Consider the following 19,286-nt stretch of genomic DNA (forward strand, 5'->3'; position numbering starts at 1 on the left):
GAGGATGACGTCCGCTCCGCTCCAGGCCCTGCCGATCGACCAGCTCCGTCAACGATCCAGCACCAAATGGCGGACGTATCCCGATGACGTCCTGCCGCTGTTCGTCGCGGAGTCCGACTTCCCCCTCGCCCCGGCGATCACGGAACGCCTCATGCGCGCGGTGGAGCGGGGCGACACGGGCTACACGCCGCCGGACCCGGGCGTCCGCTCCGCGTTCTCCGCGTTCGCGGCGCGCCGATTCGGCTGGACCGTGGACCCGACGCAGGTCCGCACCACGGGCGACGTGATGATGGGCGTCGTCGAGATCCTCCGCGCGGCGCTGCAGCCGGGCGACCGCGTCGTGATCGCACCGCCGGTCTACCCGCCCTTCGTCGACTGCATCGAGGAGTCGGGGGCGGTCGTCGAGCCGGTGCCGCTGCGCGACACGGGCGACGGATGGGAGCTGGACACGGCGGGCATCGAACGCGCCCTCGCCGGCGGGGCGCGGGCGGTGCTGCTCAGCAACCCGCACAACCCGACCGGCACCGTGCACGCGCGGGAGGCGCTCGCACGGGTGGCTGAGATCGCGGCCGCGCACGGTGCGATCGTCGTGAGCGACGAGATCCACGCGCCGCTGGTGCAGCCGGGCGTCGGGTTCACACCGTTCCTCGCCGCCTCCGCGCAGGCGGCGGAGGTCGGCTTCACGGTCACGAGCGCGAGCAAGGCGTACAACCTCGCAGGACTCAAGTGCGCCGTGATGGTGACCGCGGGGGAGCGCCCCGCAGCCGTCGTCCGGGGTCTTCCCGCCGAGGTCGAGTGGCGGACCGGCCTTTTCGGCGCGCTGGCCGCCGTCGCGGCGTGGGCGCCGGAGAGCGACGCCTGGCTGGACGGACTCCTCGCGGCGCTCGATCAGAACCGCCGACTCCTCGCGCGCCTGCTGACCGAGCTGCTGCCCGAGGCGGAGTACCGCATCCCGGATGCCGGTTATCTCGCCTGGGTCGACCTGCGCCCGCTCGGCTGGGGCGACGACCCGGCCGGACGGATCCTGCGGGAGGCGAAGGTCGCCCTGAACCGCGGCCCGACCTTCGGCGCGGAGGGCGCCGGACACGTCCGGATCAACATCGCCTGCTCTCCCGAGGTGCTGACCGAGGCCGTCACGCGGATCGCCGCGCTGCGGTCGTCATGAGCACGAGGGCGTCGTGACGGCGGCCGAGGCCGCGCCCCGCGCGGACTCGATCTGGAGCGCGCGATACGCCGGCGTCACGCTCGGGGCCGTCGCACTGATCTTCCTCGCCGCGATCGAGGCACTCGCGGTCACGACGGTGATGCCGGTGGTGAGCGCCGAGCTGCACGGCGAGTCGCTCTACGCCGTCGCGTTCGCCGGGACGCTCGCGACCGGGGTGATGGGCATGGTCGCCACGGGCGCCTGGTGCGATCGCGCCGGTCCCCGCCTCCCGGTGTACACGGCGACCGCGCTGTTCGTCGTCGGGCTCGTGATCGCCGGATCCGCGACGGACATGACGGTGTTCCTGATCGGCCGCCTCGTGCAGGGGCTCGGCGCCGGAGGCCAGACCGTGGCGCTGTACGTGGTGGTCGCGCGGCTGTACCCGTCGAGACTGCACGGGGCGATCTTCGGCGCCTTCGCCGCCGCGTGGGTGGTCCCCTCCATGATCGGTCCCTTCCTGGCGGGCGCGGTGACCGAGTACCTGCACTGGCGCTGGATGTTCCTCGGCGTTGCGGTCCTCGCGCTGCTGGCGCTGCTCCTGGTGGCGCTCCGCCTGCACGGCGTGGACCTCGGGCAGGGGGAGGCGGAGGGGACCCGAGGGATCGGGTCCCGGCTGATGCTCGCGGTCGTCGTCGCGGTCGCCGCCGTCGCGGTCGGGCTGGCCGTGGACGCGCCGCCGCAGTGGCGCTGGCCCGGGGCCGTCCTCGCCGTCGCCGTGATCGGGGCCGCGATCCTTCCCCTCCTGCCGCGGGGGACCCTGCGAGCCGGGAAGGGACTCCCCAGCGTGATCCTCATGCGCGGGCTCGTCGCCGGGGCGTTCTTCGCCGCGGAGGCCTACATCCCGTACGCCCTGATGGACCGCTTCGCGTTCCCACCGACCCTGGCCGGGCTCGCGCTCACCGGGGCGGCGCTCGCGTGGTCGGGGGCGTCCTGGCTCCAGGGGCGGATCGGGGATCGGCTGGGCAGCACGCGCATCGCGGTGATCAGCCTCGCCGCCGTGCTTGCGGGCGTCCTCATCGTTCTCGCGACGGTGAGCGTGCCGCTGCCGCCGTGGCTCATCGTCGTGGGCTGGACCTTCGCCGGCGGAGGCATGGGCCTGGTCTATCCGCGCCTCAACGTGCTCATGCTCGCGTACTCCACCCGAGGGAACGAGGGCTTCCACTCCTCAGCGCTGTCCATCGCCGACTCGACGGGATCGGCGGTGGCGTTGGCGGTCGCCGGCCTGCTGTTCGGGGCTGCCGCGGCCGGCGCTGCCGCGTTCTCGGCCGTGTTCCTGCTGTCGATCGCGATGCTCCTGATCGCGCTCCTTCCCGGGCTCAGGCTCGGGAATCCGCCGCTGCGGGACTGACCGCCGAAGCCGCCTCGCCTCGGAGACCCGCGCCGAGCATCCGGATCCCGAGGTCGAAGACGACGGCGTCGGCGGCGGAGCCGTCGTGCTCCGCCGCCGCACCGTGGCTCTCGGCGTGCATGCGCTGCTGGACGAGCGTGGTGTGCCCGAGGATGAACTGCAGGATCGCCGTCGCGGCCGGAGCGTTTCGGGCGTCGACCCCCGGGAGGGCGTCGACGATGGCGTCGTGCGCGCGGGAGGCTCCCCGTCGCATCGCCGCCGTGCTGAGGACGACCTCGGCGCCGTCGCGACAGGCGAGCAGCGCGTCACGGATGCCCCGGGCGACCGTGAGGAGCCGGTCGTCGGGCCCTGCGCCCGGAGGCGACGGCGGAAGCGGCCGTTCGAGGATGCGGTCGGCCACCGCAGCGAGCAGGTCCTGCTTGCTGGCGAAGTGCCAGTACAGCGCGCTGGCCTGAACGTCCAGCTCTCCGGCGAGTCTCCGCATGGTGAGGTCGGGGAGTCCCACCCGGTCGAGGAGGTCGACGGCGACCGAGACGATGCGCTCCCGGTCGTGCCGCCCGGGGGAGGGAGGGGTCATGCCCCTTACTATACTGAACAGCGTTCTAGTGAACGCTGTTCAGGAGATCGCCTCTCGCGATCCGCATCCGAGTCGAGGAGGAATCATGACCTCACCCACCCGTCCGCTGGGGGCCGAGGCCGCACGCATCGCCGTCTTCGCCGCTCTAATTGTCGCGCTCGGCCTGGTCATCGTGCCACTGCCGGCAGGCGTGCCGATCACGGGACAGACGCTCGGCGTCATGCTCGCCGGGCTGGTGCTCGGTCCGCGGGTCGCACCGTTGGCGGTGCTGACCGTCCTCGCCCTGGCTGCGGTCGGCCTCCCGGTGCTGGCCGGAGGACGAGGGGGACTCGGCGTGTTCGTCGGCCCGAGCGCCGGATACCTGCTCGGGTGGGTCGCGGGCGTGGTCACGATCGGCCTCATCGCCGGAACGGGGCGGCGGAGCGTCTGGCGGACGGCCCTCGCGACGCTCGTCGGCGGCGTCGGGGTGGTGTATCTGTTCGGGATCCCCGTCCAGGCCCTGGTCACGGGGGTGCCGCTCGGGGCAACGGCGCTGGCGTCGCTGGCCTTCCTCCCGGGCGATCTGCTGAAGGCGGTGGCCGCGACGGCGCTCGCGCTCGCGCTCCGCCGGGCGTACCCCCGTGCCTTCGCTCCCTCGCCGAGGCACCCGGACGCGCCCGCCCATGTCGGCTGACATCCGGCTCGACGGGGTCGGGGTCCGCGCGGACGGCCGGTGGATCCTCCAGGACGTGAGTCTCCGCGTGACCGCACCGCGCACCGCCGTCCTCGGCGCGAACGGATCGGGCAAGTCGACGTTCGCCCGCCTGCTGAATGGTCTGCAGCACGCCACGACCGGGTCGGTGCGCGTCGGAGGGCTCGATCCCGTCCGCGACGCGCGGGAGGTCCGGCGTCGGGTGGGATTCGTCTTCGCCGATCCGGAGGCGCAGATCCTCATGCCCACGCCCGCGGAGGACGTCGCCTTGTCCCTGCGCGCCGGACGGCGAGGGGCCGCCGATCCCCGCGTCGGCGCCGTTCTCGACCGCTACGGCCTCGGGGGCCTGGCCGACGCCCCGGCGGCCGAGCTGTCGGGCGGCGAGAAGCAGCTGCTCGCGCTGGCGGCGGTGCTCGCGACGGAGCCGGACCTCGTCGTCGCCGACGAGCCCACGACGCGTCTCGATCTGCGCAACACCCGGCGGATCGCCGAGCTGCTCCTCGAGCTGCGCCAACCCCTGGTGCTGGTCACGCACGACCTGGACCTGGCGCTCCGGTGCGACGAGGCGGTCCTCTTCGAGGACGGGCGGGTCGTCGCCGTCGGATCGCCGGATGCCGTCGTGTCCGCCTACGTCGCCCAGTGCGCATGAGCACCGGCGAGAGGAGGGACCGCCCGTGAGACAGCTCTATCGCCCGGGCCGGAGCATCGTGCACCGTACGCCCGCCGGGGCCAAGATCGCGCTGCTCGCCGGCGCGGCGCTCCTGCTCGCCCTCCTGCCGCTGAGCGCCGTCGGCGTCGGCGGCGTCCTCGTGCTCGTCTCGCTGCTGTACCCGCTCGCCCGGCTTCCGCTGTCGGCGCTGGGCGCGGCGTGGTGGCAGCTGCGCTGGATCGTCGTGGTGCTCGGCGGCGCGCTCGGTCTGCTCGTCTCCTGGGAGGCGGCCGCCGTCAGCACCGGCCGAGTGGTCGCGCTCATGCTCCTTGCGGAGCTGGTCACGGCGACCACGACGATGGCGGCCGTGACCGAGGTGCTGCGCAGCGTCCTGACGCCGCTCCGTGCCATGGGCGTCGACCCCCATGCGGCCGCCCTGGTTCTCGCCCTGACGATCGCCACGGTGCCGGTGGTGTCCGGATTCGTCCAGCAGACGCGCGACGCCCACCGGGCGCGGGGCGTGCGGATGGGTCCGCGCGGTGCGGTGCCGATCCTGGTGCGGACCCTGCAGCATGCGGACGCGGTGGGAGAGGCGCTGACGGCGCGCGGCCTCGCCCCCTGACCGCGGACCGGTCGGCGTCCGCACGGCGCGGCGCCCTATACTGGGAGGCTGGCCATCCGGCCGCTCACCCTCTTCCAGAACGGACGTCTGCTGTGCTCGCCGTGCACGACCTCGAGATCCGCGTCGGAGCGCGCCTGCTCATGGAGAACGTCTCCTTCCGCGTCGCCGACGGTGACAAGATCGGCCTCGTCGGCCGCAACGGCGCCGGCAAGACCACGCTGACGAAGGTGCTCGCCGGGGACACGCTGCCGTCCGACGGCCGGGTGGACCGCAGCGGCGAGATCGGCTACCTGCCCCAGGACCCGCGCTCCGGGGACCCGGAGATGCTCGCGCGGACCCGGATCCTGGACGCCCGCGGGCTGGGATCGCTGACCCTGGGCATCCGCGAGGCCTCCGAGCTGATGGGCTCGGACGACCCGGCGGTGGCGGAGAAGGCCATGCGTCGCTTCGGGAACCTCACCGAGCGGTTCGAGTCCCTCGGCGGCTACGCCGCGGAGGCGGAGGCCGCGTCCATCGCACACAACCTCTCCCTGCCGGACCGCATCCTCGACCAGCCGCTGAAGACCCTCTCCGGCGGACAGCGGCGGCGCATCGAGCTCGCACGGATCCTGTTCTCGGACGCGGACACCATGATCCTCGACGAGCCGACCAACCACCTCGATGCCGACAGCGTGGTGTGGCTGCGCGAGTTCCTCAAGGGCTACAAGGGCGGCCTGATCGTGATCAGCCACGACGTGGAGCTCGTCGGCGAGACCGTCAACCGCGTGTTCTACCTCGACGCGAACCGCCAGGTCATCGACATCTACAACATGAACTGGAAGAACTATCTGCGTCAGCGCGTCGCCGACGAGGAGCGGCGCAAGAAGGAGCGCGCCAACGCCGAGAAGAAGGCGACCCAGTTGCAGCTGCAGGCGGCGAGGTTCGGCGCCAAGGCGTCGAAGGCCGCCGCGGCGCACCAGATGGTCGCCCGCGCCGAGAAGCTGCTGTCCGGGCTGGAGGAGGTCCGGCAGGTGGACCGCGTGGCCAAGCTCCGGTTCCCGAAGCCGGCGCCCTGCGGCAAGACCCCGATGAAGGCCTCGGGGCTGTCGAAGTCCTACGGGTCGCTCGAGATCTTCACCGACGTGGACCTGGCGATCGACCGCGGGTCCAAGGTGGTCGTCCTGGGGCTCAACGGTGCGGGAAAGACCACCCTGCTGCGGATCCTCGCCGGGGTGGATCAGCCCGACACCGGTCAGCTGGAGCCCGGGCACGGCCTGAAGATCGGGTACTACGCCCAGGAGCACGAGAACCTCGACGTGTCACGATCCGTGCTGGAGAACATGGTGTCGGCCGCGCCGGACCTGACGGAGACCGAGGCGCGCAAGGTGCTCGGGTCGTTCCTCTTCACCGGAGACGACGTCCACAAGCCCGCGGGCGTCCTCTCCGGAGGGGAGAAGACGCGGCTGTCCCTCGCGACCCTCGTCGTCTCCTCGGCGAACATGCTGCTGCTGGACGAGCCCACGAACAACCTCGACCCCGCGTCCCGCGAGGAGATCCTCGGCGCCCTGGCCCACTACGAGGGAGCCGTCGTCCTCGTCTCCCACGATCCCGGTGCGGTGGAGTCCCTGAACCCCGAGCGGGTGCTCATCCTCCCGGACGGCGTGGAGGACATCTGGAGCCGCGAGTACCAGGACCTCATCGAGCTCGCCTAGGGGCGTGCGCGCTCGGGTCCGCCCCTTTCACCGTCGGTACGGTCAGCGGTGGCCGGCCGCGTCGAGGAGCTCGTCCTCGTCGTGCATGTCGCGATCGCGTCGGCGGCGCGGCTCGCGGGCGGGCCGCCCCTCCGCCTCCTCGCGGTGCTTCACGACCTCGGTGCGGATGATGTACCCGATGAAGATGAAGCCCATGAGGGCGAACAGGATCCACTGGATCGCGTAGGACAGATGCGGCCCCGGGTCCTCGGACGGCGCATCGAAGCCGTGCGGTCGTGCGGACGGTGCGGGGTCCTCCGACACGAGCGCTCCGTACGCGCCGGCGTCGACCGGGGCGGACGGGTCCTGAAGGCCCTCCGACTCCAGGAGGTCGGCGACGAAGCCGAGGTTGATGCTGGGGACCTGCCCCTCCGGCGCGCCGCGGCCGGAGGGCGGCAGGGGCTCCTGCGGGCGCAGACGCACGACGGCCTCGACGGGCCCCGTCGGGGCGGCGGGGACGACGTCGGGAACCTCGCCCTCGCCGGGGGCGACCCACCCGCGGTTCACGATGAGGGTCCGGCCGTCGTCCGTGCGGAACGGCACGAGCACCTCGAACGCGCTGGTGCCGCCGTGCGGACGGTTCCGGACGAGGAGCTGACCCTCGGGGACGTACTCGCCGCGCAGGAGCACCGGGCGCCACTCGTCCTCGGGGTCGAGGGCGGCGCCGGCCGGCAGCAGATCACCCAGGGGCACCGCCGGGGCGTCATAGTTCTCCTCGACGAGGCGGATCTGCGTCTCTCGCCCTTCGTTGCGCGCGAACTGCCACTGGGAGAGCAGGACGCAGACGACGGCGAAGACGAGGGCGACGGCGACGTACCCCGCCCATCGCAGGAGCCGACGGCGCATCATGAGAACCCCTTCCGCACGTCCACCGGGAAGTCCCGGGCACGCAGGTAGTCGCTGAGGAACGCGACGTGCTCGTCGCAGGCCGTCCACACCTTCTGCCGATCCGGGGCGTGGATGCGCGGATTGCGCCAGAGCACGCGGTGGGTGGCGACGGAGCGGCACCCCGCGCGCGAGCACTCGGGGACGGCGTCCGTCATCGGGCGGCTCCGGGATCGGGGTCCGCCGGCGTCGATCCGGTCTCCTGGATCCTCAGCGTGGGGCGGCCCTCGTCCGAAGCCGGGGGAGCGGGCTCGGTCGGCGCGGCGGTGATCCCGAGCTGGGGCGACTCGATGACGGTCTCGGTCGAATCGTCCCCGGCATTGGCGAACACCACGGCGATGTAGGGCAGCACGATCGCGGCGAGCGCGAAGAGCCAGGTGTACCAGCCGTACGGGGTCACGACCACCATGAGCAGCAGGCAGGCCACGCGGATCGACATCGTGACGATGTACTGGCGGGCTCGCCCCTTGGCCTCATCGCGCGGCGCGCGCGGCAAGGAGGTCAGCGAGGGGGCGGTGCGGGACTTTCTCACGGTGAGTCCAGCCTACGCCGCCGCACCGCTCTCGGATCACGACATGAGCGGGATCATCGACAGCGAGAACGCGCCGAAGAAGAGGAAGCTGATGATCGACAGGGCCACGATCACGATGAGTCCCGCCACCCCGATGTAGCCCAGGATCAGCCCGGCGATCGCCATGCCCCGTCCGCCCAGCTGCGGGTTGCGCTTGCACTGGCCCAGGGCGATGTGTCCCGTGATGACGGCCGCGATGGAGGCGAGCAGCGGGACGACCACCCAGATCAGCACGAGGCCGGCGATGCCGAGGATCATCGAGGTCACGGCGAGCCCGCTGGTCGGCGCGGGCGGAGCATACGGCGCCGCGTACCCGTACGCGGGCGGCGTGCCGTACGCCCCGGGCCCGCCGTATGCCGACGGGGCGCTGGGCGAGGCCGGGGGGACCGTCGGCGTCGGCGCCGCGAAGGGCGTCCCGTGCTCCGGCGCGGCCGGGGCGCCGTAGGTCGGGAACGCCGGAGAGACGGGCGCGGGCACGATGGCGGCGGCGGGCGAGGCGGCCGCGCCGTCCCACGGGCCGGGCGGCGGCGGGGCGGGCTGCTCGGGTGCCGGCGGCACGGGGGGCCGCGGAGGCTGCTGCTCTTCGGCGTTGGTGTTGTCGCTCACGATGTCCGTCTCCCTGGTCGTCCCCAGACTCCCGGCAGGGCCGTCGGATGTCAATTCCCGCCGCGCTGCTCTGGATAGGCTTGCGAGGCTGGAGAACCTGAGAGTGGGAGTCTGTGATGAGCACTGACCGTGTCGTCCTCGTGACCGGTGGCAACCGCGGCATCGGCCGCGCGATCGCGGAGCGCTTCGTGCGCGACGGCTACCGGGTGGCGGTCACGGCGCGCAGCGGCGAGGGGCCGGACGGCACGCTCACGGTGCGGGCGGACGTGACGGACGCGGAGGCCGTCGACGCCGCGTTCACGGAGGTCGAGCAGAAGCTCGGCCCCGTCGAGATCGTCGTCGCGAACGCCGGGATCACCAAGGACACCCTGCTCCTGCGCATGAGCGAGGACGACTTCGACAGCGTCGTGGCCACGAACCTGGGCGGCGCGTTCCGCGTCGTCAAGCGCGCGTCGAAGGGCATGCTGCGTGCGCGTTTCGGCCGCGTCGTCCTCATCTCGAGCGTGGTCGGCCTCTACGGGTCGGCCGGTCAGATCAACTACGCCGCCTCGAAGAGCGCCCTCGTCGGCTTCGCGCGTTCGCTGACCCGTGAGCTCGGCGGCCGCGGCATCACCGCCAACGTCGTCGCCCCGGGATTCATCGAGACGGACATGACCGCCGAGCTCCCGGAAGAGACGCAGAAGCAGTACAAGGCGAGCATCCCGGCGGGGCGGTTCGCGTCGGCGGACGAGGTCGCCGGGGTCGTGACCTGGATCGCCTCCGATGACGCCGCGTACATCTCCGGCGCGGTGATCCCGGTCGACGGCGGCCTCGGGATGGGGCACTGACGGGCGCCGTCGATACCCGCCGCGAGCAGGCACCCGCCGCAGTGCGGGGAACGGTCAGCGTCCTGCTGAGCGATCGATCGCGGCCACGAGGAGCTCGGCGAGCCGATCGGGCACGGAGAACTGCGGCCAGTGTCCCGACCCGATCCGGACGACCTCGGCGTCCCGGATGCGGCCGTACTCCTCGGCGTAGTCGCCCCACTGCCGGATCTGCTCGCCGAACTCCGCTTCGGTCATCCCGCCCATCAGCAGGGTCACCGGCACGTCGTATCGTCGCGGGTCCGCCAGACGGATGGGATCGGTCGGGACCCGTGCCGGCACGCTCCGGGTGAGCGGGGCCGTGCGCGCGCGTGTGGCCTCGTCGAGGTCCGAGACGTCCTCGTCGGGGAAGAAGCCCCACCCGGGGAACGGGACCACGCCGTCCACGATCTCGAACTCACTGATCCCGTACCCCGGCGCGGGCGGCGCGGTGTCCACGAAGACGACGCGCGCCACTCGCTCCGGGCGGGCGTCCGCGGCTCCCCACACCACGTTGCCGCCGCCGGAGTGGCCGACGGGCACGACGGGGGCCTGGGCGCGGTCGATCTCGGCGACGACGGCGTCGACCCAGTCGGCGATGCCGACCTCCGTGGACGACGCGCCGGGCTCGCCGACGGCCGGCAGGGTGAGGGCATGGGGCCGGTGCCCGGCCGCGACGAGACCGGGGAGGATCGAATCCCACGAGGAGGCGTCGAGCCAGAGGCCCGGAACGAGGATGATGTCCATGTCCCGACGCTAGTGCCGGCCGCCGACATCCTGAAGGGACGGGGATGGGGGTGCGGGCAGGGGGGATCGCGCCTCAGGGCAGGAGCGGGATGACCTCGCGGAGATCCTGCGGCCCGACGACGAGGTTCGCCGCGGCGCGCACGGCCGGCTTGGCGTTGAAGGCGAGACCGAGCCCCGCCGCGTCCATCATGCGCAGGTCGTTCGCACCGTCGCCGATCGCGACCGTGCGTCGCCGGGGCACGCCGAGCTCGTCCGCCCAGGCGAGGAGGGTCGCGGCCTTCGCCTGCGCGTCGACGATCTCGCCGTCCACGGTTCCGTCGAGGGCGTCTCCCGCGAACGCGAGGCGGTTCGCACGCCAGCGGTCGACGCCGAGACCGGGGGCGAGGTGATCGAGCACCTCGTGGAAGCCTCCCGAGACGACGCCGACCACGCCGCCGCGTGCGTGCACCGCTGCCGTGAGCTCGGTCACGCCCGGGGTCGGTCGCACGCGAGCGCGCACCCGGTCGAAGGCGGCGGACGGCACACCGGCGAGCGCCTCCACGCGGGAGCGGAGGCTCGTGGCGAAGTCGACCTCGCCGCGCATCGCCGCCTCCGTGGCCGCCTGCACCTCCGCACGGCGACCCGCCTCATCCGCGATCAGCTCGATCACCTCGTCCTGTAGGAGCGTGGAATCGGCATCGAGGACGACGAGGAAGCGCGCAGCGGTCACGCGACGAGCGTAGCGGCTCCTCGGGGCGGGCCGATCACGGCTCGATCAGGACGCCCTTGCCGACCACGGTGATGCCGGACTCCGTCACGGTGAACCCGCGGGCGAGGTCCCGCTCGCGATCCACGCCGACCGTCGCTCCGTCCAGGAGCACCACGTTCTTGTCGAGGATCGCCCGGTGCACGCGCGCGCCCTGTCCGACCCGGACGCCGTCGAACAGGACGGAGTCGGTGATCGTGGACCCGCCGCCGGCGAGGGTCCACGGGCCGACGACGCTCCGCTCCAGATGGGTCCCCGACAGGACCGAGCCGAGGGAGACGATCGAGTCGATCGCGTTGCCGATCCGCCCGACCGAGTCGCGGACGAACTTGGCCGGGGGAGAGTTGACCGCCTGGGCGTGGATCGGCCACTCCATGTTGTAAAGGTTGAACACCGGGAGCGTCGAGATGAGGTCGCGATGGGCGTCGTAGAAGGAGTCGATGGTCCCGACGTCGCGCCAGTAGGCCCGGTCCCGCGGGGATGAGCCGGGCACGTCGTTCTGTCGCATGTCGTAAAACCCGGCCTCTCCACGCTCGACGAAGAAGGGGACGATGTCCCCGCCCATGTCGTGGCTCGACGTGGCGGACTCCCCGTCGGCCTCGACCGCGGAGATCAGCGCGTCCGCGTCGAAGATGTAGTTGCCCATCGAGGCGAGGACCTCGTGCGGGGCGTCCGGGAGGCCGGTCGCATCCGTCGGCTTCTCGAGGAACTGGTGGATCCGTCCTGATCCGTCTGTCGCGACGTCGATCACGCCGAACTGCGAGGCCAGCGCGAGCGGCTGACGGATGCCGGCGACGGTGGCCTTCGCCCCCGAGGCGATGTGCGCCTCCAGCATCTGGCGGAAATCCATCCGGTACACGTGATCGGCGCCGATGACGACGACGATGTCCGGCTTCTCGTCGTTGATGAGGTTCAGGCTCTGCAGGATGGCGTCCGCCGAGCCGGAGAACCACCGCTTTCCGAGCCGCTGCTGGGCCGGCACCGAGGTGACGTACGAGTCGAGCAACGCGGACATCCGCCAGGTCTGGGAGATGTGCCGGTCGAGGCTGTGCGACTTGTACTGCGTCAGCACGACGATCTGGCGCAGGCCCGAGTTGATGAGGTTCGATATCGCGAAGTCGATCAGCCGGTACTGGCCGCCGAAGGGCACCGCGGGCTTGGCCCGGTCCGCGGTCAGGGGCATGAGGCGCTTTCCCTCGCCACCGGCGAGGATGATCCCGAAGACCTTCTTTGGTGCCGACATGGCTCCACCATAGATGCCCTGTGAGCGCTTGTACTAGCGTGCAGTCATGCGCGTCGACATGATCACCAGGGAGTATCCGCCGGAGATCTACGGCGGGGCGGGCGTCCACGTCGCCGAGCTCGTCCGCGCGCTCCGGGAGGCCGTCGACGTGCGCGTGCGCGCGTTCGGCGCGCCGCGCGGCGAGGCGGGAACCACGGCGTATCGCACGCCCTCGGAGCTGGACGGCGCGAACCCCGCGCTGCAGACGCTGGGGACGGATCTCGTGATCGTCCCGGACGTCGCGGGCGCGGACGTCGTGCACAGCCACACCTGGTATGCGAACTTCGCAGGACACCTCGCTTCGCAGCTGCACGGCATCCCGCACGTCCTGACGGCCCACAGCCTGGAGCCCCTCCGTCCGTGGAAGGCGGAGCAGCTCGGCGGCGGATATGCGGTCTCGAGCGGGATCGAGCGGCTGGCGTACGAGAACGCGGCCGCGATCGTCGCGGTGAGCGCCGGGATGCGCGCCGACATCCTGCGGGCGTACCCCCAGGTCGACCCCGCACGGGTGCGCGTCATCCACAACGGCATCGACGTCGACGCGTGGCACCCCGTCGACGACGACGCGTTCCTCCGCGCGGAGGGGATCGACTCCGCGCGGCCGTCTGTCGTCTTCGTCGGGAGGATCACGCGCCAGAAGGGGCTGCCGTACCTTCTGCGTGCCGCCGCGGAGCTGCCCGCCGACGTGCAGGTGGTGCTCTGCGCCGGCGCGCCGGACACCCCGGAGATCATGGCGGAGGTGCAGGGGCTCGTCCGCGGTCTGCAGCAGTCCAGGGACGGCGTGGTCTGGATCGAGCGGATGCTGCCGCGGCGCGAGCTGTCGGCGATCCTGACGGCCGCGACGACCTTCGTCTGCCCCTCCGTGTACGAGCCGCTGGGCATCGTGAACCTCGAGGCGATGGCGTGCGGCGCCGCCGTCGTCGGCACGGCGACGGGCGGCATCCCCGAGGTCGTCGACGACGGGGTCACCGGCCGGCTGGTGCCGATCGAGCAGGTCCAGGACGGGACGGGGACGCCCGTGGATCCGGAGCGGTTCGTCGCGGATCTGGCGCGGGTGCTCACCGAGGTCACCGGCGATCCCGCCCGTGCCCGCGACTACGGTCGGGCAGGGCGCGACCGGGCTGCACGCGAGTTCAGCTGGGCCGCCATCGCCGACACGACCCGTGTGCTCTACGCGGAAGTCGTCGGCTGAGCCGATAGGCTGGCGGCATGCCTGACGACTCCGATCTCACGGTGCTCGATCTCACGGATGTCGTCGTCCGTCGGGACGGGCGGAACATCGTCGACCATGTGACCTGGTCGGTGACCGACGACCAGCGGTGGGTCATCCTCGGGCCGAACGGCGCCGGCAAGACCACGCTGCTCCAGCTCGCGGACACGCTGATGCATCCGACCTCCGGCCGCGTGGACATCCTGGGGGAGACCCTGGGGCGCACCGACGTGTTCGAGATCCGCCCGCGGATCGGCTTCGCGTCCAGCGCCATGGCCCGCCGCATCCCGCGCGAGGAGACGGTGCTCAACACGGTCATGACCGCGGCCTACTCGGTGATGGGGCGGTGGAACGAGGACTACGACGGCGTCGACGAGCGTCGCGCGATGCGGGTGCTGGAGCAGTGGCACCTGTCGCACCTGGCGGATCGGCTGTTCGGGACCCTCAGCGACGGCGAGCAGAAGCGCGTCCAGATCGCCCGCGCGGTGATGACCGACCCCGAGCTGCTGCTGCTCGACGAGCCGTCGGCGAGCCTCGACCTCGGGTCCCGCGAGGAGCTGCTGGCGCTGCTGAGCGGCTACGCGCAGTCGCCCACCACGCCGGCGATGGTCATGGTGACCCACCACGTCGAGGAGATCCCCGTGGGCTTCACGCACGTCCTCCTGCTCCGGGAGGGCCGCGTGGTCGCCGCCGGGCCGATCGCGCAGACCCTGACCGCCGAGACGCTGAGCGAGGCGTTCGGCATGCCCATCTCCCTCGACCGGGTCGACGGCCGCTACGCCGCGCGTGCCGCGTCCTGACGCGCTCGTCTGCTAGAATCGATCCTTGGTGTTTTCCGCACCGCAGACTTCCCTCGCCCCTGGCAGAATCCAGGGCACCACGTAAGGAATCCCATGAAGACTGACATCCACCCCGACTACCAGTCCGTCGTGTTCCGCGACCTCGGCTCGGGAGAGACCTTCCTCACCCGCTCCACCGTCACGAGCGACAAGACGATCGAGCTGGACGGCGTGGAGTACCCCGTCATCGACGTCGAGATCTCCTCCGCCTCGCACCCGTTCTACACGGGCAAGCAGCGCATCATGGACTCGGCCGGTCGAGTCGAGAAGTTCAACCAGCGCTTCAAGAACTTCGGCGCGAAGTAACGCCCAAGTCAACAAACGCAGAAGGCCCCCGGCTCGGGATGAGCTCGGGGGCCTTCCGCTGTGCGGCCGGGGGCGTCGCACGGCGAATGGCCATGACGATCGGCGCCCGACGGGGAAGCCTCGGGACTCGGCCCGCCGTTCAGGAGTCGCTAGGCGTCCCGGCCGGCCGCACGGTCGCGGAGGCTCTGCCAGCCGGAGAGTCCGGACGTGTCGGCGGCGGAGACGAGGAACTCCGTCGCGGACGTGTCCAGCGCCTTCCACCCCGCGCCCTCGCACAGCGCGACGATGCGTCCGACGATCTCGTCGCCGGCGCGGACGTGGAGCATCAGGTGCTCCAGCGGGGCGTCGCCGTCCCTGCCCAGACTGAACTCGATCGAGCCCTCGAGGCCGCGCCAGATGCCCCAGCGCGGATCGGACCAGTCGGTGTCGGGGAACGTCGCGTCGATGTGTCGCCGGACGTCCTCGAGCGTGCCGAGGGGCAGCATCGGGTCACTCTCGCACGCCGACAGATCGTCGTAGGTCTGGATCTCCTGCGGAAGCCGCATGATCAGCACGTCCCAGCTCATGACGGCGAGTCTAGGTCCACGGACAATGCCACGTTCGCTCTTCGTCGGGTCGGCGGAGCCGTGCCGCCCCGGAGCGGTCAGCGTTCGGGGGCGACGTCGATCCGGATGCGCGTCGGCGCGCCGCCGGCTCCCCGGCGCATGATCCAGTCGGGATCGGGCGTCGGGGCGGGGATCGCGCGCCGGGTCTCGCGATCGCGCTCCATCCCGGCCTCGTGCGCGCTGGGCGACCAGACGCTGTCGAACACACCGACGAGGCCGCCGCCCGCGCCGCGGTAGCGCTCCTCGATGGGCCTGCGCGAAGCCGCGTGTGCGACTCCGGTGACGATGAGCACGATCGGCAGGACCAGCACGAGCGCGACCGTGCCCCACCCGAACACCGTGCCGATGACCGCATCCATGATCACAGGCTAGCCACGGTCCCGACGTGCGGCATCCCTCCTGAGGGGGATCGTCAGCGGACGGGCCAGGCGCCGTCGAGCGTCTGTTCGGGCTCGAGACGGCCGATGCGGATGAAGTACTCCGTGAGGCTCTCGGCCTGGGCGCGGGCCCATCCGATCTGGCGCGTGTGCAGTTCCGCGGCGGAGTCCGGGAGCGTGAAGCGGCGGGCCAGGGCCTGCGCCACGCGTCCGGCCGCGATGGCGTCCGCGGATGCCTCGTGCGCGGCGTCCAGCACGACCTCATAGTGCGCGGCGACGACTTCGAGGGTGCGCTTTCCTGGCCGGTACCGGTCGTAGGCCTTGTCGATCACCAGTGGATCGATGACCGGCGAGGGGGCGTCCAGCGGCTCGACGGCGTATCGGCGGGCCTCGTGCGCGAGAAGCGAGAAGTCGTAGGAGGCGTTGTACGCGACGATCGGCACGCCCTGGCCGAGGAGGGCGCGGAGCGCTCTGGTCACCTCCGCCACGACCACGGCGGCGGGCGCGCCGTGGCGGCGTGCGTGATCGGTCGTGATCCCGTGGATCGCGGACGCGCCCTCCGGGATCGGCACGCCCGGATCGGCCAGCCAGCTTCTCGACGCGAGCTCGCGCCCCTCTCGGTCGAGCACCCCGATGTAGGCCGTGACCACCCGGTCCCCGGCGACGTCGACGCCGGTGGTCTCCAGATCGAACACCCCGACGCGATCGATCCAGGCGGGCAGCGCACGATCCGTGGTCATGGCACCCACGGTAGGACGCGGCGCCGACATCGCCGTACGAGACGCGCCCGTAGACTCGAGGGGTGACCGTCGCCTCCCCGTACGCCGACCGACTGCAGCGCATCCCCGTGGAGCGGCGCGAGGTCGAGATCGCCGGGGGACGGACGGCGTACTGGGTCTACGGGGACGAGACGGTCTCGGCCGACGCCCCCGCCCTCATCGCCGTGCACGGCTTCCGCGGGGAGCACCACGGCCTCGAGCCCGTGGTGGCGTATCTGCCCGGCATGCGAGTGATCATGCCGGACCTGCCCGGCTTCGGGGAGACGCCGGCGCTCCCGGGCAGGACGCACGACATCGAGGCCTACGCCTCGTGGCTGCGTGCGTTCGCGGCCGAGGTGGCGCCCGGCGCGGTGATCCTCGGGCACTCGTTCGGCTCCATCGTCGCCGCGGCGGCCGTGGCCGGGGGCCTCGCGACGCCGCGCCTGATCCTGGTGAACCCCATCGGGGCGCCGGCGCTGGAGGGCCCGAAGGGCGTCATGACCCGGCTGGCGATCCTGTATTACGCGCTGGGAGCGCGGCTGCCGCGTGCTCTGGGGACGGCGCTCCTGCGCAACCCGCTGATCGTCCGGGTGATGAGCATGGCGATGGCGAAGACGAAGGATCCCTCCCTGCGGCGCTTCGTGCACGACCAGCACGACACGTACTTCTCCCGGTTCGCGGACCGCGACGTCCTGAAGGACGCGTTCGTGGCGAGCGTCTCGCACGACGTCAGGGAGTACGCGGCGTCGATCGACGTCCCCGTCCTCCTCGTCGCTGCGCAGCGCGACGACATCACCCCGATCGAGGCGGAGCGGCGGCTCGTCCGCCTGTTCCCCGACGCGCAGCTCGTCGAGATCGCGCACGTCGGCCACCTGATCCACTACGAGACGCCCGCGGAGGCCGCCGGCGCGATCGAGCGCTTCCTCAGGCCTCTCGGCGCGCCATCCCGATGAGGCCGGCGACGCGGAACGGGATGATCTCGCCCATCGCGAGGGAGGTCTCGGTCCTCTCCACGCCGTCGATCGAGAGGATCCGGGCGTCCGTGTCGAAGAGGTGGCGCGCGTCGCGGCACGCGACGCGCGCGAGGATGTCGACCGAACCGCTGAGCCCATGCGCCTGGACGACCTCGGGCACGCGGGACAGCTCGGTGATGATGCGCGGCAGCTCGGTCTGACGCACGCCGATGCTGACGAACGCCTGCAGCGGGAAGCCCAGGACGGCGGGGGAGTAGGCGCGCTCGTACGGCAGGAACACCCCCGTCTGCTCGAGCCTGGTCATGCGGGCCTGGATCGTGTTGCGCGAGAGCCCGAGCCGTTCCGCGAGGGCGACCACCGTGATCCGCGGCTCGGCGGCGAGCGCGTCGAGCAGGTCGAGGTCGATGCGGTCCAGGGCGGCGGGACGTTCCGAGGCGGGCATAGTGCCAAACCGTAGCAGGCTCACGTGACGCCTGTCTTGGCAACATGCTCAAAAGCCGTTCCAATGCTTGAGCCAGATGCTGAGCGGACGTAGCCTCAAGGCAACGGCAAGGAAGCCCACGGAACGTCGCCCCACGAAGGCGGCTCCGACAAGGAGGACGACGATGTCACCCAGCATCACCCCGATCGCCGACACGGAGACGGATCTCGCGCTCACCGAGCAGCTCATCGCCCCGGACGGCACCCGCCGGGCCAATCCGCTCCTCGATCCCTTCGTCCAGGACGTGAGTCCCACGGACCTGCTCGCCCTCTTCCGCGACATGAGCGTGGTGCGCCGCATCGACAGCGAGGGGATTGCGCTGCAGCGCCAGGGCCAGCTCGGGCTGTGGGCGCCGTGCCAGGGCCAGGAGGCCGCGCAGGTCGGAACCGCGCGGGCGCTCCGCGAGGACGACGTGGTGTTCCCGAGCTACCGGGAGACGGGCGTGATGTACGTCCGGGGAGCGGACCCCGGCGACTACACGCGCGCCTGGCGCGGCGAGGAGGGCGCGTCCTATGATCCCGCCGTCATGCACATGGCGCCGCTGCAGATCATCATCGGCGCGCAGACGCTGCACGCGGTCGGCTACGCGATGGGCATCCGCGCGGACGAGTCGGACCAGGTCGCGGTGACGTACTTCGGCGACGGCGCGACCAGCCAGGGCGACGTCAACGAGGCCATGGTCTTCGCGTCGTCGTACCGACTTCCCGTCGTCTTCGTGTGCCAGAACAACCACTGGGCGATCTCCGAGCCCGTGGCTGTGCAGTCGCAGTTCCCCATCGCGGGACGCGCGCCGGGATTCGGGATCCCCAGCCTCCGCGTGGACGGCAACGACATCCTCGCCTGCGTGGCGGCCATGCGCTGGGCGACCGAGCATGCGCGGTCCGGCAAGGGCCCGGCCTTCATCGAGGCGGTCACCTACCGGCTCGGCCCGCACACGACGGCGGACGACCCGACGCGCTACCGGGACCCGGCGGAGCTCGAGGCCTGGCGCGGACGCGATCCGCTGCTTCGGCTCGAACGACTGCTCCGCGCGGAGGGCGTGCTCGACGACGCCCAGGCGGCGGAGATCGCCGCGGCGGCGGACGAGGCGGCGCGCACCCTCCGCGCCACGTGTCTCGCCATGACCACGCGCCCGGCGCTGGCCGTGTTCGACAACGTGTACGCGACCCCGCACACGGGCCTCTCGGAGCAGCGCGCCGCGTACGCCGACTACCTCGCCTCGTTCGAAGGGGTCTGA

24 protein-coding genes are annotated in these 19,286 nt (G+C 71.9%); 12 read left to right on the forward strand and 12 right to left on the reverse strand.

Going from position 1 to position 19,286, the window contains the following annotated elements; genetic code table 11:
- Nucleotides 1–4 precede the first annotated feature (4 nt).
- The gene (locus tag K8F61_RS03760; RefSeq protein WP_231820727.1) at nucleotides 5–1,165 is read left to right on the forward strand and encodes a MalY/PatB family protein; all 1,161 of its coding nucleotides are present in this window, start codon (nucleotides 5–7) and stop codon (nucleotides 1,163–1,165) included.
- Nucleotides 1,166–1,178: 13 nt separating this feature from the next.
- Nucleotides 1,179–2,552 (forward strand): MFS transporter, encoded by a 1,374-nt coding sequence (locus K8F61_RS03765; protein WP_231820728.1) that lies wholly within the window; start codon nucleotides 1,179–1,181, stop codon nucleotides 2,550–2,552.
- Here K8F61_RS03765 and K8F61_RS03770 read toward each other — a convergent pair.
- Nucleotides 2,521–3,129: a TetR family transcriptional regulator gene (locus K8F61_RS03770; RefSeq protein ID WP_231820729.1), complete on the reverse strand. Its 609-nt coding sequence runs from the start codon at nucleotides 3,127–3,129 to the stop codon at nucleotides 2,521–2,523. The genes K8F61_RS03765 and K8F61_RS03770 overlap by 32 nt on opposite strands.
- An 85-nt stretch (nucleotides 3,130–3,214) precedes the next feature.
- On the opposite strand from K8F61_RS03770, the gene K8F61_RS03775 reads away from it, so the two are divergent.
- The 4 genes from K8F61_RS03775 to K8F61_RS03790 all read left to right on the forward strand — a co-directional run bounded on the left by K8F61_RS03775 (nucleotide 3,215) and on the right by K8F61_RS03790 (nucleotide 6,782).
- The gene (locus K8F61_RS03775) at nucleotides 3,215–3,802 is read left to right on the forward strand and encodes a biotin transporter BioY (RefSeq protein WP_231820730.1); all 588 of its coding nucleotides are present in this window, start codon (nucleotides 3,215–3,217) and stop codon (nucleotides 3,800–3,802) included.
- Nucleotides 3,792–4,469 carry an energy-coupling factor ABC transporter ATP-binding protein gene (locus tag K8F61_RS03780; protein WP_231820731.1) on the forward strand — a complete coding sequence of 226 codons (678 nt, stop codon included), beginning with the start codon at nucleotides 3,792–3,794 and terminating at the stop codon, nucleotides 4,467–4,469. Before K8F61_RS03775 ends, K8F61_RS03780 begins: the two co-directional genes overlap by 11 nt.
- A gap of 25 nt (nucleotides 4,470–4,494) precedes the next feature.
- The gene (locus K8F61_RS03785; protein WP_231820732.1) at nucleotides 4,495–5,091 is read left to right on the forward strand and encodes an energy-coupling factor transporter transmembrane protein EcfT; all 597 of its coding nucleotides are present in this window, start codon (nucleotides 4,495–4,497) and stop codon (nucleotides 5,089–5,091) included.
- 92 nt (nucleotides 5,092–5,183) lie between these two features.
- The gene (locus K8F61_RS03790) at nucleotides 5,184–6,782 is read left to right on the forward strand and encodes an ABC-F family ATP-binding cassette domain-containing protein (protein WP_067244511.1); all 1,599 of its coding nucleotides are present in this window, start codon (nucleotides 5,184–5,186) and stop codon (nucleotides 6,780–6,782) included.
- A gap of 42 nt (nucleotides 6,783–6,824) precedes the next feature.
- On the opposite strand, the gene K8F61_RS03795 is transcribed toward K8F61_RS03790, so the two are convergent.
- The 4 genes from K8F61_RS03795 to K8F61_RS03810 are packed head-to-tail and all read right to left on the reverse strand — an operon-like array spanning nucleotide 6,825 to nucleotide 8,883.
- Nucleotides 6,825–7,670 carry an SURF1 family cytochrome oxidase biogenesis protein gene (locus K8F61_RS03795; protein ID WP_067244508.1) on the reverse strand — a complete coding sequence of 282 codons (846 nt, stop codon included), beginning with the start codon at nucleotides 7,668–7,670 and terminating at the stop codon, nucleotides 6,825–6,827.
- Nucleotides 7,667–7,864: a hypothetical protein gene (locus K8F61_RS03800; protein ID WP_231820733.1), complete on the reverse strand. Its 198-nt coding sequence runs from the start codon at nucleotides 7,862–7,864 to the stop codon at nucleotides 7,667–7,669. The genes K8F61_RS03795 and K8F61_RS03800 overlap by 4 nt, the downstream gene beginning before the upstream one ends.
- A complete protein-coding gene (locus K8F61_RS03805; RefSeq protein WP_084344429.1) occupies nucleotides 7,861–8,238 on the reverse strand; it encodes a DUF3099 domain-containing protein in 378 nt (125 codons plus the stop codon). Before K8F61_RS03805 ends, K8F61_RS03800 begins: the two co-directional genes overlap by 4 nt.
- A gap of 36 nt (nucleotides 8,239–8,274) precedes the next feature.
- Nucleotides 8,275–8,883: a DUF4190 domain-containing protein gene (locus tag K8F61_RS03810; protein ID WP_231820734.1), complete on the reverse strand. Its 609-nt coding sequence runs from the start codon at nucleotides 8,881–8,883 to the stop codon at nucleotides 8,275–8,277.
- 116 nt (nucleotides 8,884–8,999) lie between these two features.
- Between K8F61_RS03810 and K8F61_RS03815 the strand changes: the two genes are divergently transcribed.
- On the forward strand, nucleotides 9,000–9,710 hold the full coding sequence (locus K8F61_RS03815; RefSeq protein WP_067246278.1) for a beta-ketoacyl-ACP reductase: 711 nt from the start codon (nucleotides 9,000–9,002) through the stop codon (nucleotides 9,708–9,710).
- A 54-nt stretch (nucleotides 9,711–9,764) separates the two neighbouring features.
- Here K8F61_RS03815 and K8F61_RS03820 read toward each other — a convergent pair whose 3' ends face one another.
- From K8F61_RS03820 to K8F61_RS03830, 3 genes are all read right to left on the reverse strand, one after another.
- Nucleotides 9,765–10,472 (reverse strand): alpha/beta fold hydrolase, encoded by a 708-nt coding sequence (locus K8F61_RS03820; protein ID WP_231820735.1) that lies wholly within the window; start codon nucleotides 10,470–10,472, stop codon nucleotides 9,765–9,767.
- 73 nt (nucleotides 10,473–10,545) lie between these two features.
- Nucleotides 10,546–11,181, reverse strand: coding sequence for a phosphoserine phosphatase SerB (gene serB / locus K8F61_RS03825; RefSeq protein ID WP_067246284.1), 636 nt, complete (start codon nucleotides 11,179–11,181; stop codon nucleotides 10,546–10,548).
- Nucleotides 11,182–11,215: 34 nt separating this feature from the next.
- Complete coding sequence (locus K8F61_RS03830) at nucleotides 11,216–12,460, reverse strand: glucose-1-phosphate adenylyltransferase (protein WP_067246286.1); 1,245 nt, start codon at nucleotides 12,458–12,460, stop codon at nucleotides 11,216–11,218.
- 46 nt (nucleotides 12,461–12,506) lie between these two features.
- Here K8F61_RS03830 and glgA point away from each other — a divergent pair, with 46 nt between their 5' ends.
- The 3 genes from glgA (at nucleotide 12,507) to K8F61_RS03845 (ending at nucleotide 14,854) form a co-directional block, all read left to right on the forward strand.
- Nucleotides 12,507–13,691 (forward strand): glycogen synthase, encoded by a 1,185-nt coding sequence (gene glgA / locus K8F61_RS03835; RefSeq protein ID WP_231820736.1) that lies wholly within the window; start codon nucleotides 12,507–12,509, stop codon nucleotides 13,689–13,691.
- 17 nt (nucleotides 13,692–13,708) lie between these two features.
- Entirely contained in the window at nucleotides 13,709–14,509 is an 801-nt protein-coding gene (locus K8F61_RS03840) for an ABC transporter ATP-binding protein (RefSeq protein WP_231820737.1), read from the forward strand.
- A 93-nt stretch (nucleotides 14,510–14,602) separates the two neighbouring features.
- Nucleotides 14,603–14,854: a type B 50S ribosomal protein L31 gene (locus K8F61_RS03845; protein ID WP_231820738.1), complete on the forward strand. Its 252-nt coding sequence runs from the start codon at nucleotides 14,603–14,605 to the stop codon at nucleotides 14,852–14,854.
- 149 nt (nucleotides 14,855–15,003) lie between these two features.
- Here the strand turns inward: K8F61_RS03845 and K8F61_RS03850 are convergent, their stop codons facing one another.
- From K8F61_RS03850 to K8F61_RS03860, 3 genes are all read right to left on the reverse strand, one after another.
- Nucleotides 15,004–15,420: a hypothetical protein gene (locus tag K8F61_RS03850; protein ID WP_231820739.1), complete on the reverse strand. Its 417-nt coding sequence runs from the start codon at nucleotides 15,418–15,420 to the stop codon at nucleotides 15,004–15,006.
- A gap of 77 nt (nucleotides 15,421–15,497) precedes the next feature.
- Entirely contained in the window at nucleotides 15,498–15,818 is a 321-nt protein-coding gene (locus tag K8F61_RS03855; protein ID WP_231820740.1) for a hypothetical protein, read from the reverse strand.
- Between the two features lie 53 nt (nucleotides 15,819–15,871).
- Nucleotides 15,872–16,576 (reverse strand): exonuclease domain-containing protein, encoded by a 705-nt coding sequence (locus K8F61_RS03860; RefSeq protein WP_067246301.1) that lies wholly within the window; start codon nucleotides 16,574–16,576, stop codon nucleotides 15,872–15,874.
- A 62-nt stretch (nucleotides 16,577–16,638) separates the two neighbouring features.
- On the opposite strand from K8F61_RS03860, the gene K8F61_RS03865 reads away from it, so the two are divergent.
- On the forward strand, nucleotides 16,639–17,547 hold the full coding sequence (locus K8F61_RS03865; protein WP_231820741.1) for an alpha/beta fold hydrolase: 909 nt from the start codon (nucleotides 16,639–16,641) through the stop codon (nucleotides 17,545–17,547).
- On the opposite strand, the gene K8F61_RS03870 is transcribed toward K8F61_RS03865, so the two are convergent.
- Entirely contained in the window at nucleotides 17,519–18,010 is a 492-nt protein-coding gene (locus K8F61_RS03870; protein ID WP_067246307.1) for an Lrp/AsnC family transcriptional regulator, read from the reverse strand. The genes K8F61_RS03865 and K8F61_RS03870 overlap by 29 nt on opposite strands.
- A 163-nt stretch (nucleotides 18,011–18,173) precedes the next feature.
- Between K8F61_RS03870 and pdhA the strand changes: the two genes are divergently transcribed.
- A complete protein-coding gene (pdhA, locus tag K8F61_RS03875; RefSeq protein WP_231820742.1) occupies nucleotides 18,174–19,286 on the forward strand; it encodes a pyruvate dehydrogenase (acetyl-transferring) E1 component subunit alpha in 1,113 nt (370 codons plus the stop codon).

The organism is Microbacterium resistens, from assembly GCF_021172025.1.
Classification (GTDB): domain Bacteria; phylum Actinomycetota; class Actinomycetes; order Actinomycetales; family Microbacteriaceae; genus Microbacterium; species Microbacterium resistens.

Excerpts from the sequence above, each read along its gene's own strand:
- K8F61_RS03760 (WP_231820727.1), top strand. The coding sequence starts at position 5 with ATGACGTCCGCTCCGCTCCAGGCCCTGCCGATCGACCAGCTCCGTCAA.
- K8F61_RS03770 (WP_231820729.1), bottom strand. The coding sequence starts at position 3,129 with ATGACCCCTCCCTCCCCCGGGCGGCACGACCGGGAGCGCATCGTCTCG.
- K8F61_RS03775 (WP_231820730.1), top strand. The coding sequence starts at position 3,215 with ATGACCTCACCCACCCGTCCGCTGGGGGCCGAGGCCGCACGCATCGCC.
- K8F61_RS03780 (WP_231820731.1), top strand. The coding sequence starts at position 3,792 with ATGTCGGCTGACATCCGGCTCGACGGGGTCGGGGTCCGCGCGGACGGC.
- K8F61_RS03795 (WP_067244508.1), bottom strand. The coding sequence starts at position 7,670 with ATGATGCGCCGTCGGCTCCTGCGATGGGCGGGGTACGTCGCCGTCGCC.
- K8F61_RS03800 (WP_231820733.1), bottom strand. The coding sequence starts at position 7,864 with ATGACGGACGCCGTCCCCGAGTGCTCGCGCGCGGGGTGCCGCTCCGTC.
- K8F61_RS03815 (WP_067246278.1), top strand. The coding sequence starts at position 9,000 with ATGAGCACTGACCGTGTCGTCCTCGTGACCGGTGGCAACCGCGGCATC.
- K8F61_RS03820 (WP_231820735.1), bottom strand. The coding sequence starts at position 10,472 with ATGGACATCATCCTCGTTCCGGGCCTCTGGCTCGACGCCTCCTCGTGG.
- K8F61_RS03830 (WP_067246286.1), bottom strand. The coding sequence starts at position 12,460 with ATGTCGGCACCAAAGAAGGTCTTCGGGATCATCCTCGCCGGTGGCGAG.
- glgA (WP_231820736.1), top strand. The coding sequence starts at position 12,507 with ATGCGCGTCGACATGATCACCAGGGAGTATCCGCCGGAGATCTACGGC.
- K8F61_RS03840 (WP_231820737.1), top strand. The coding sequence starts at position 13,709 with ATGCCTGACGACTCCGATCTCACGGTGCTCGATCTCACGGATGTCGTC.
- K8F61_RS03845 (WP_231820738.1), top strand. The coding sequence starts at position 14,603 with ATGAAGACTGACATCCACCCCGACTACCAGTCCGTCGTGTTCCGCGAC.
- K8F61_RS03850 (WP_231820739.1), bottom strand. The coding sequence starts at position 15,420 with ATGAGCTGGGACGTGCTGATCATGCGGCTTCCGCAGGAGATCCAGACC.
- K8F61_RS03855 (WP_231820740.1), bottom strand. The coding sequence starts at position 15,818 with ATGGATGCGGTCATCGGCACGGTGTTCGGGTGGGGCACGGTCGCGCTC.
- K8F61_RS03860 (WP_067246301.1), bottom strand. The coding sequence starts at position 16,576 with ATGACCACGGATCGTGCGCTGCCCGCCTGGATCGATCGCGTCGGGGTG.
- K8F61_RS03870 (WP_067246307.1), bottom strand. The coding sequence starts at position 18,010 with ATGCCCGCCTCGGAACGTCCCGCCGCCCTGGACCGCATCGACCTCGAC.
- pdhA (WP_231820742.1), top strand. The coding sequence starts at position 18,174 with ATGTCACCCAGCATCACCCCGATCGCCGACACGGAGACGGATCTCGCG.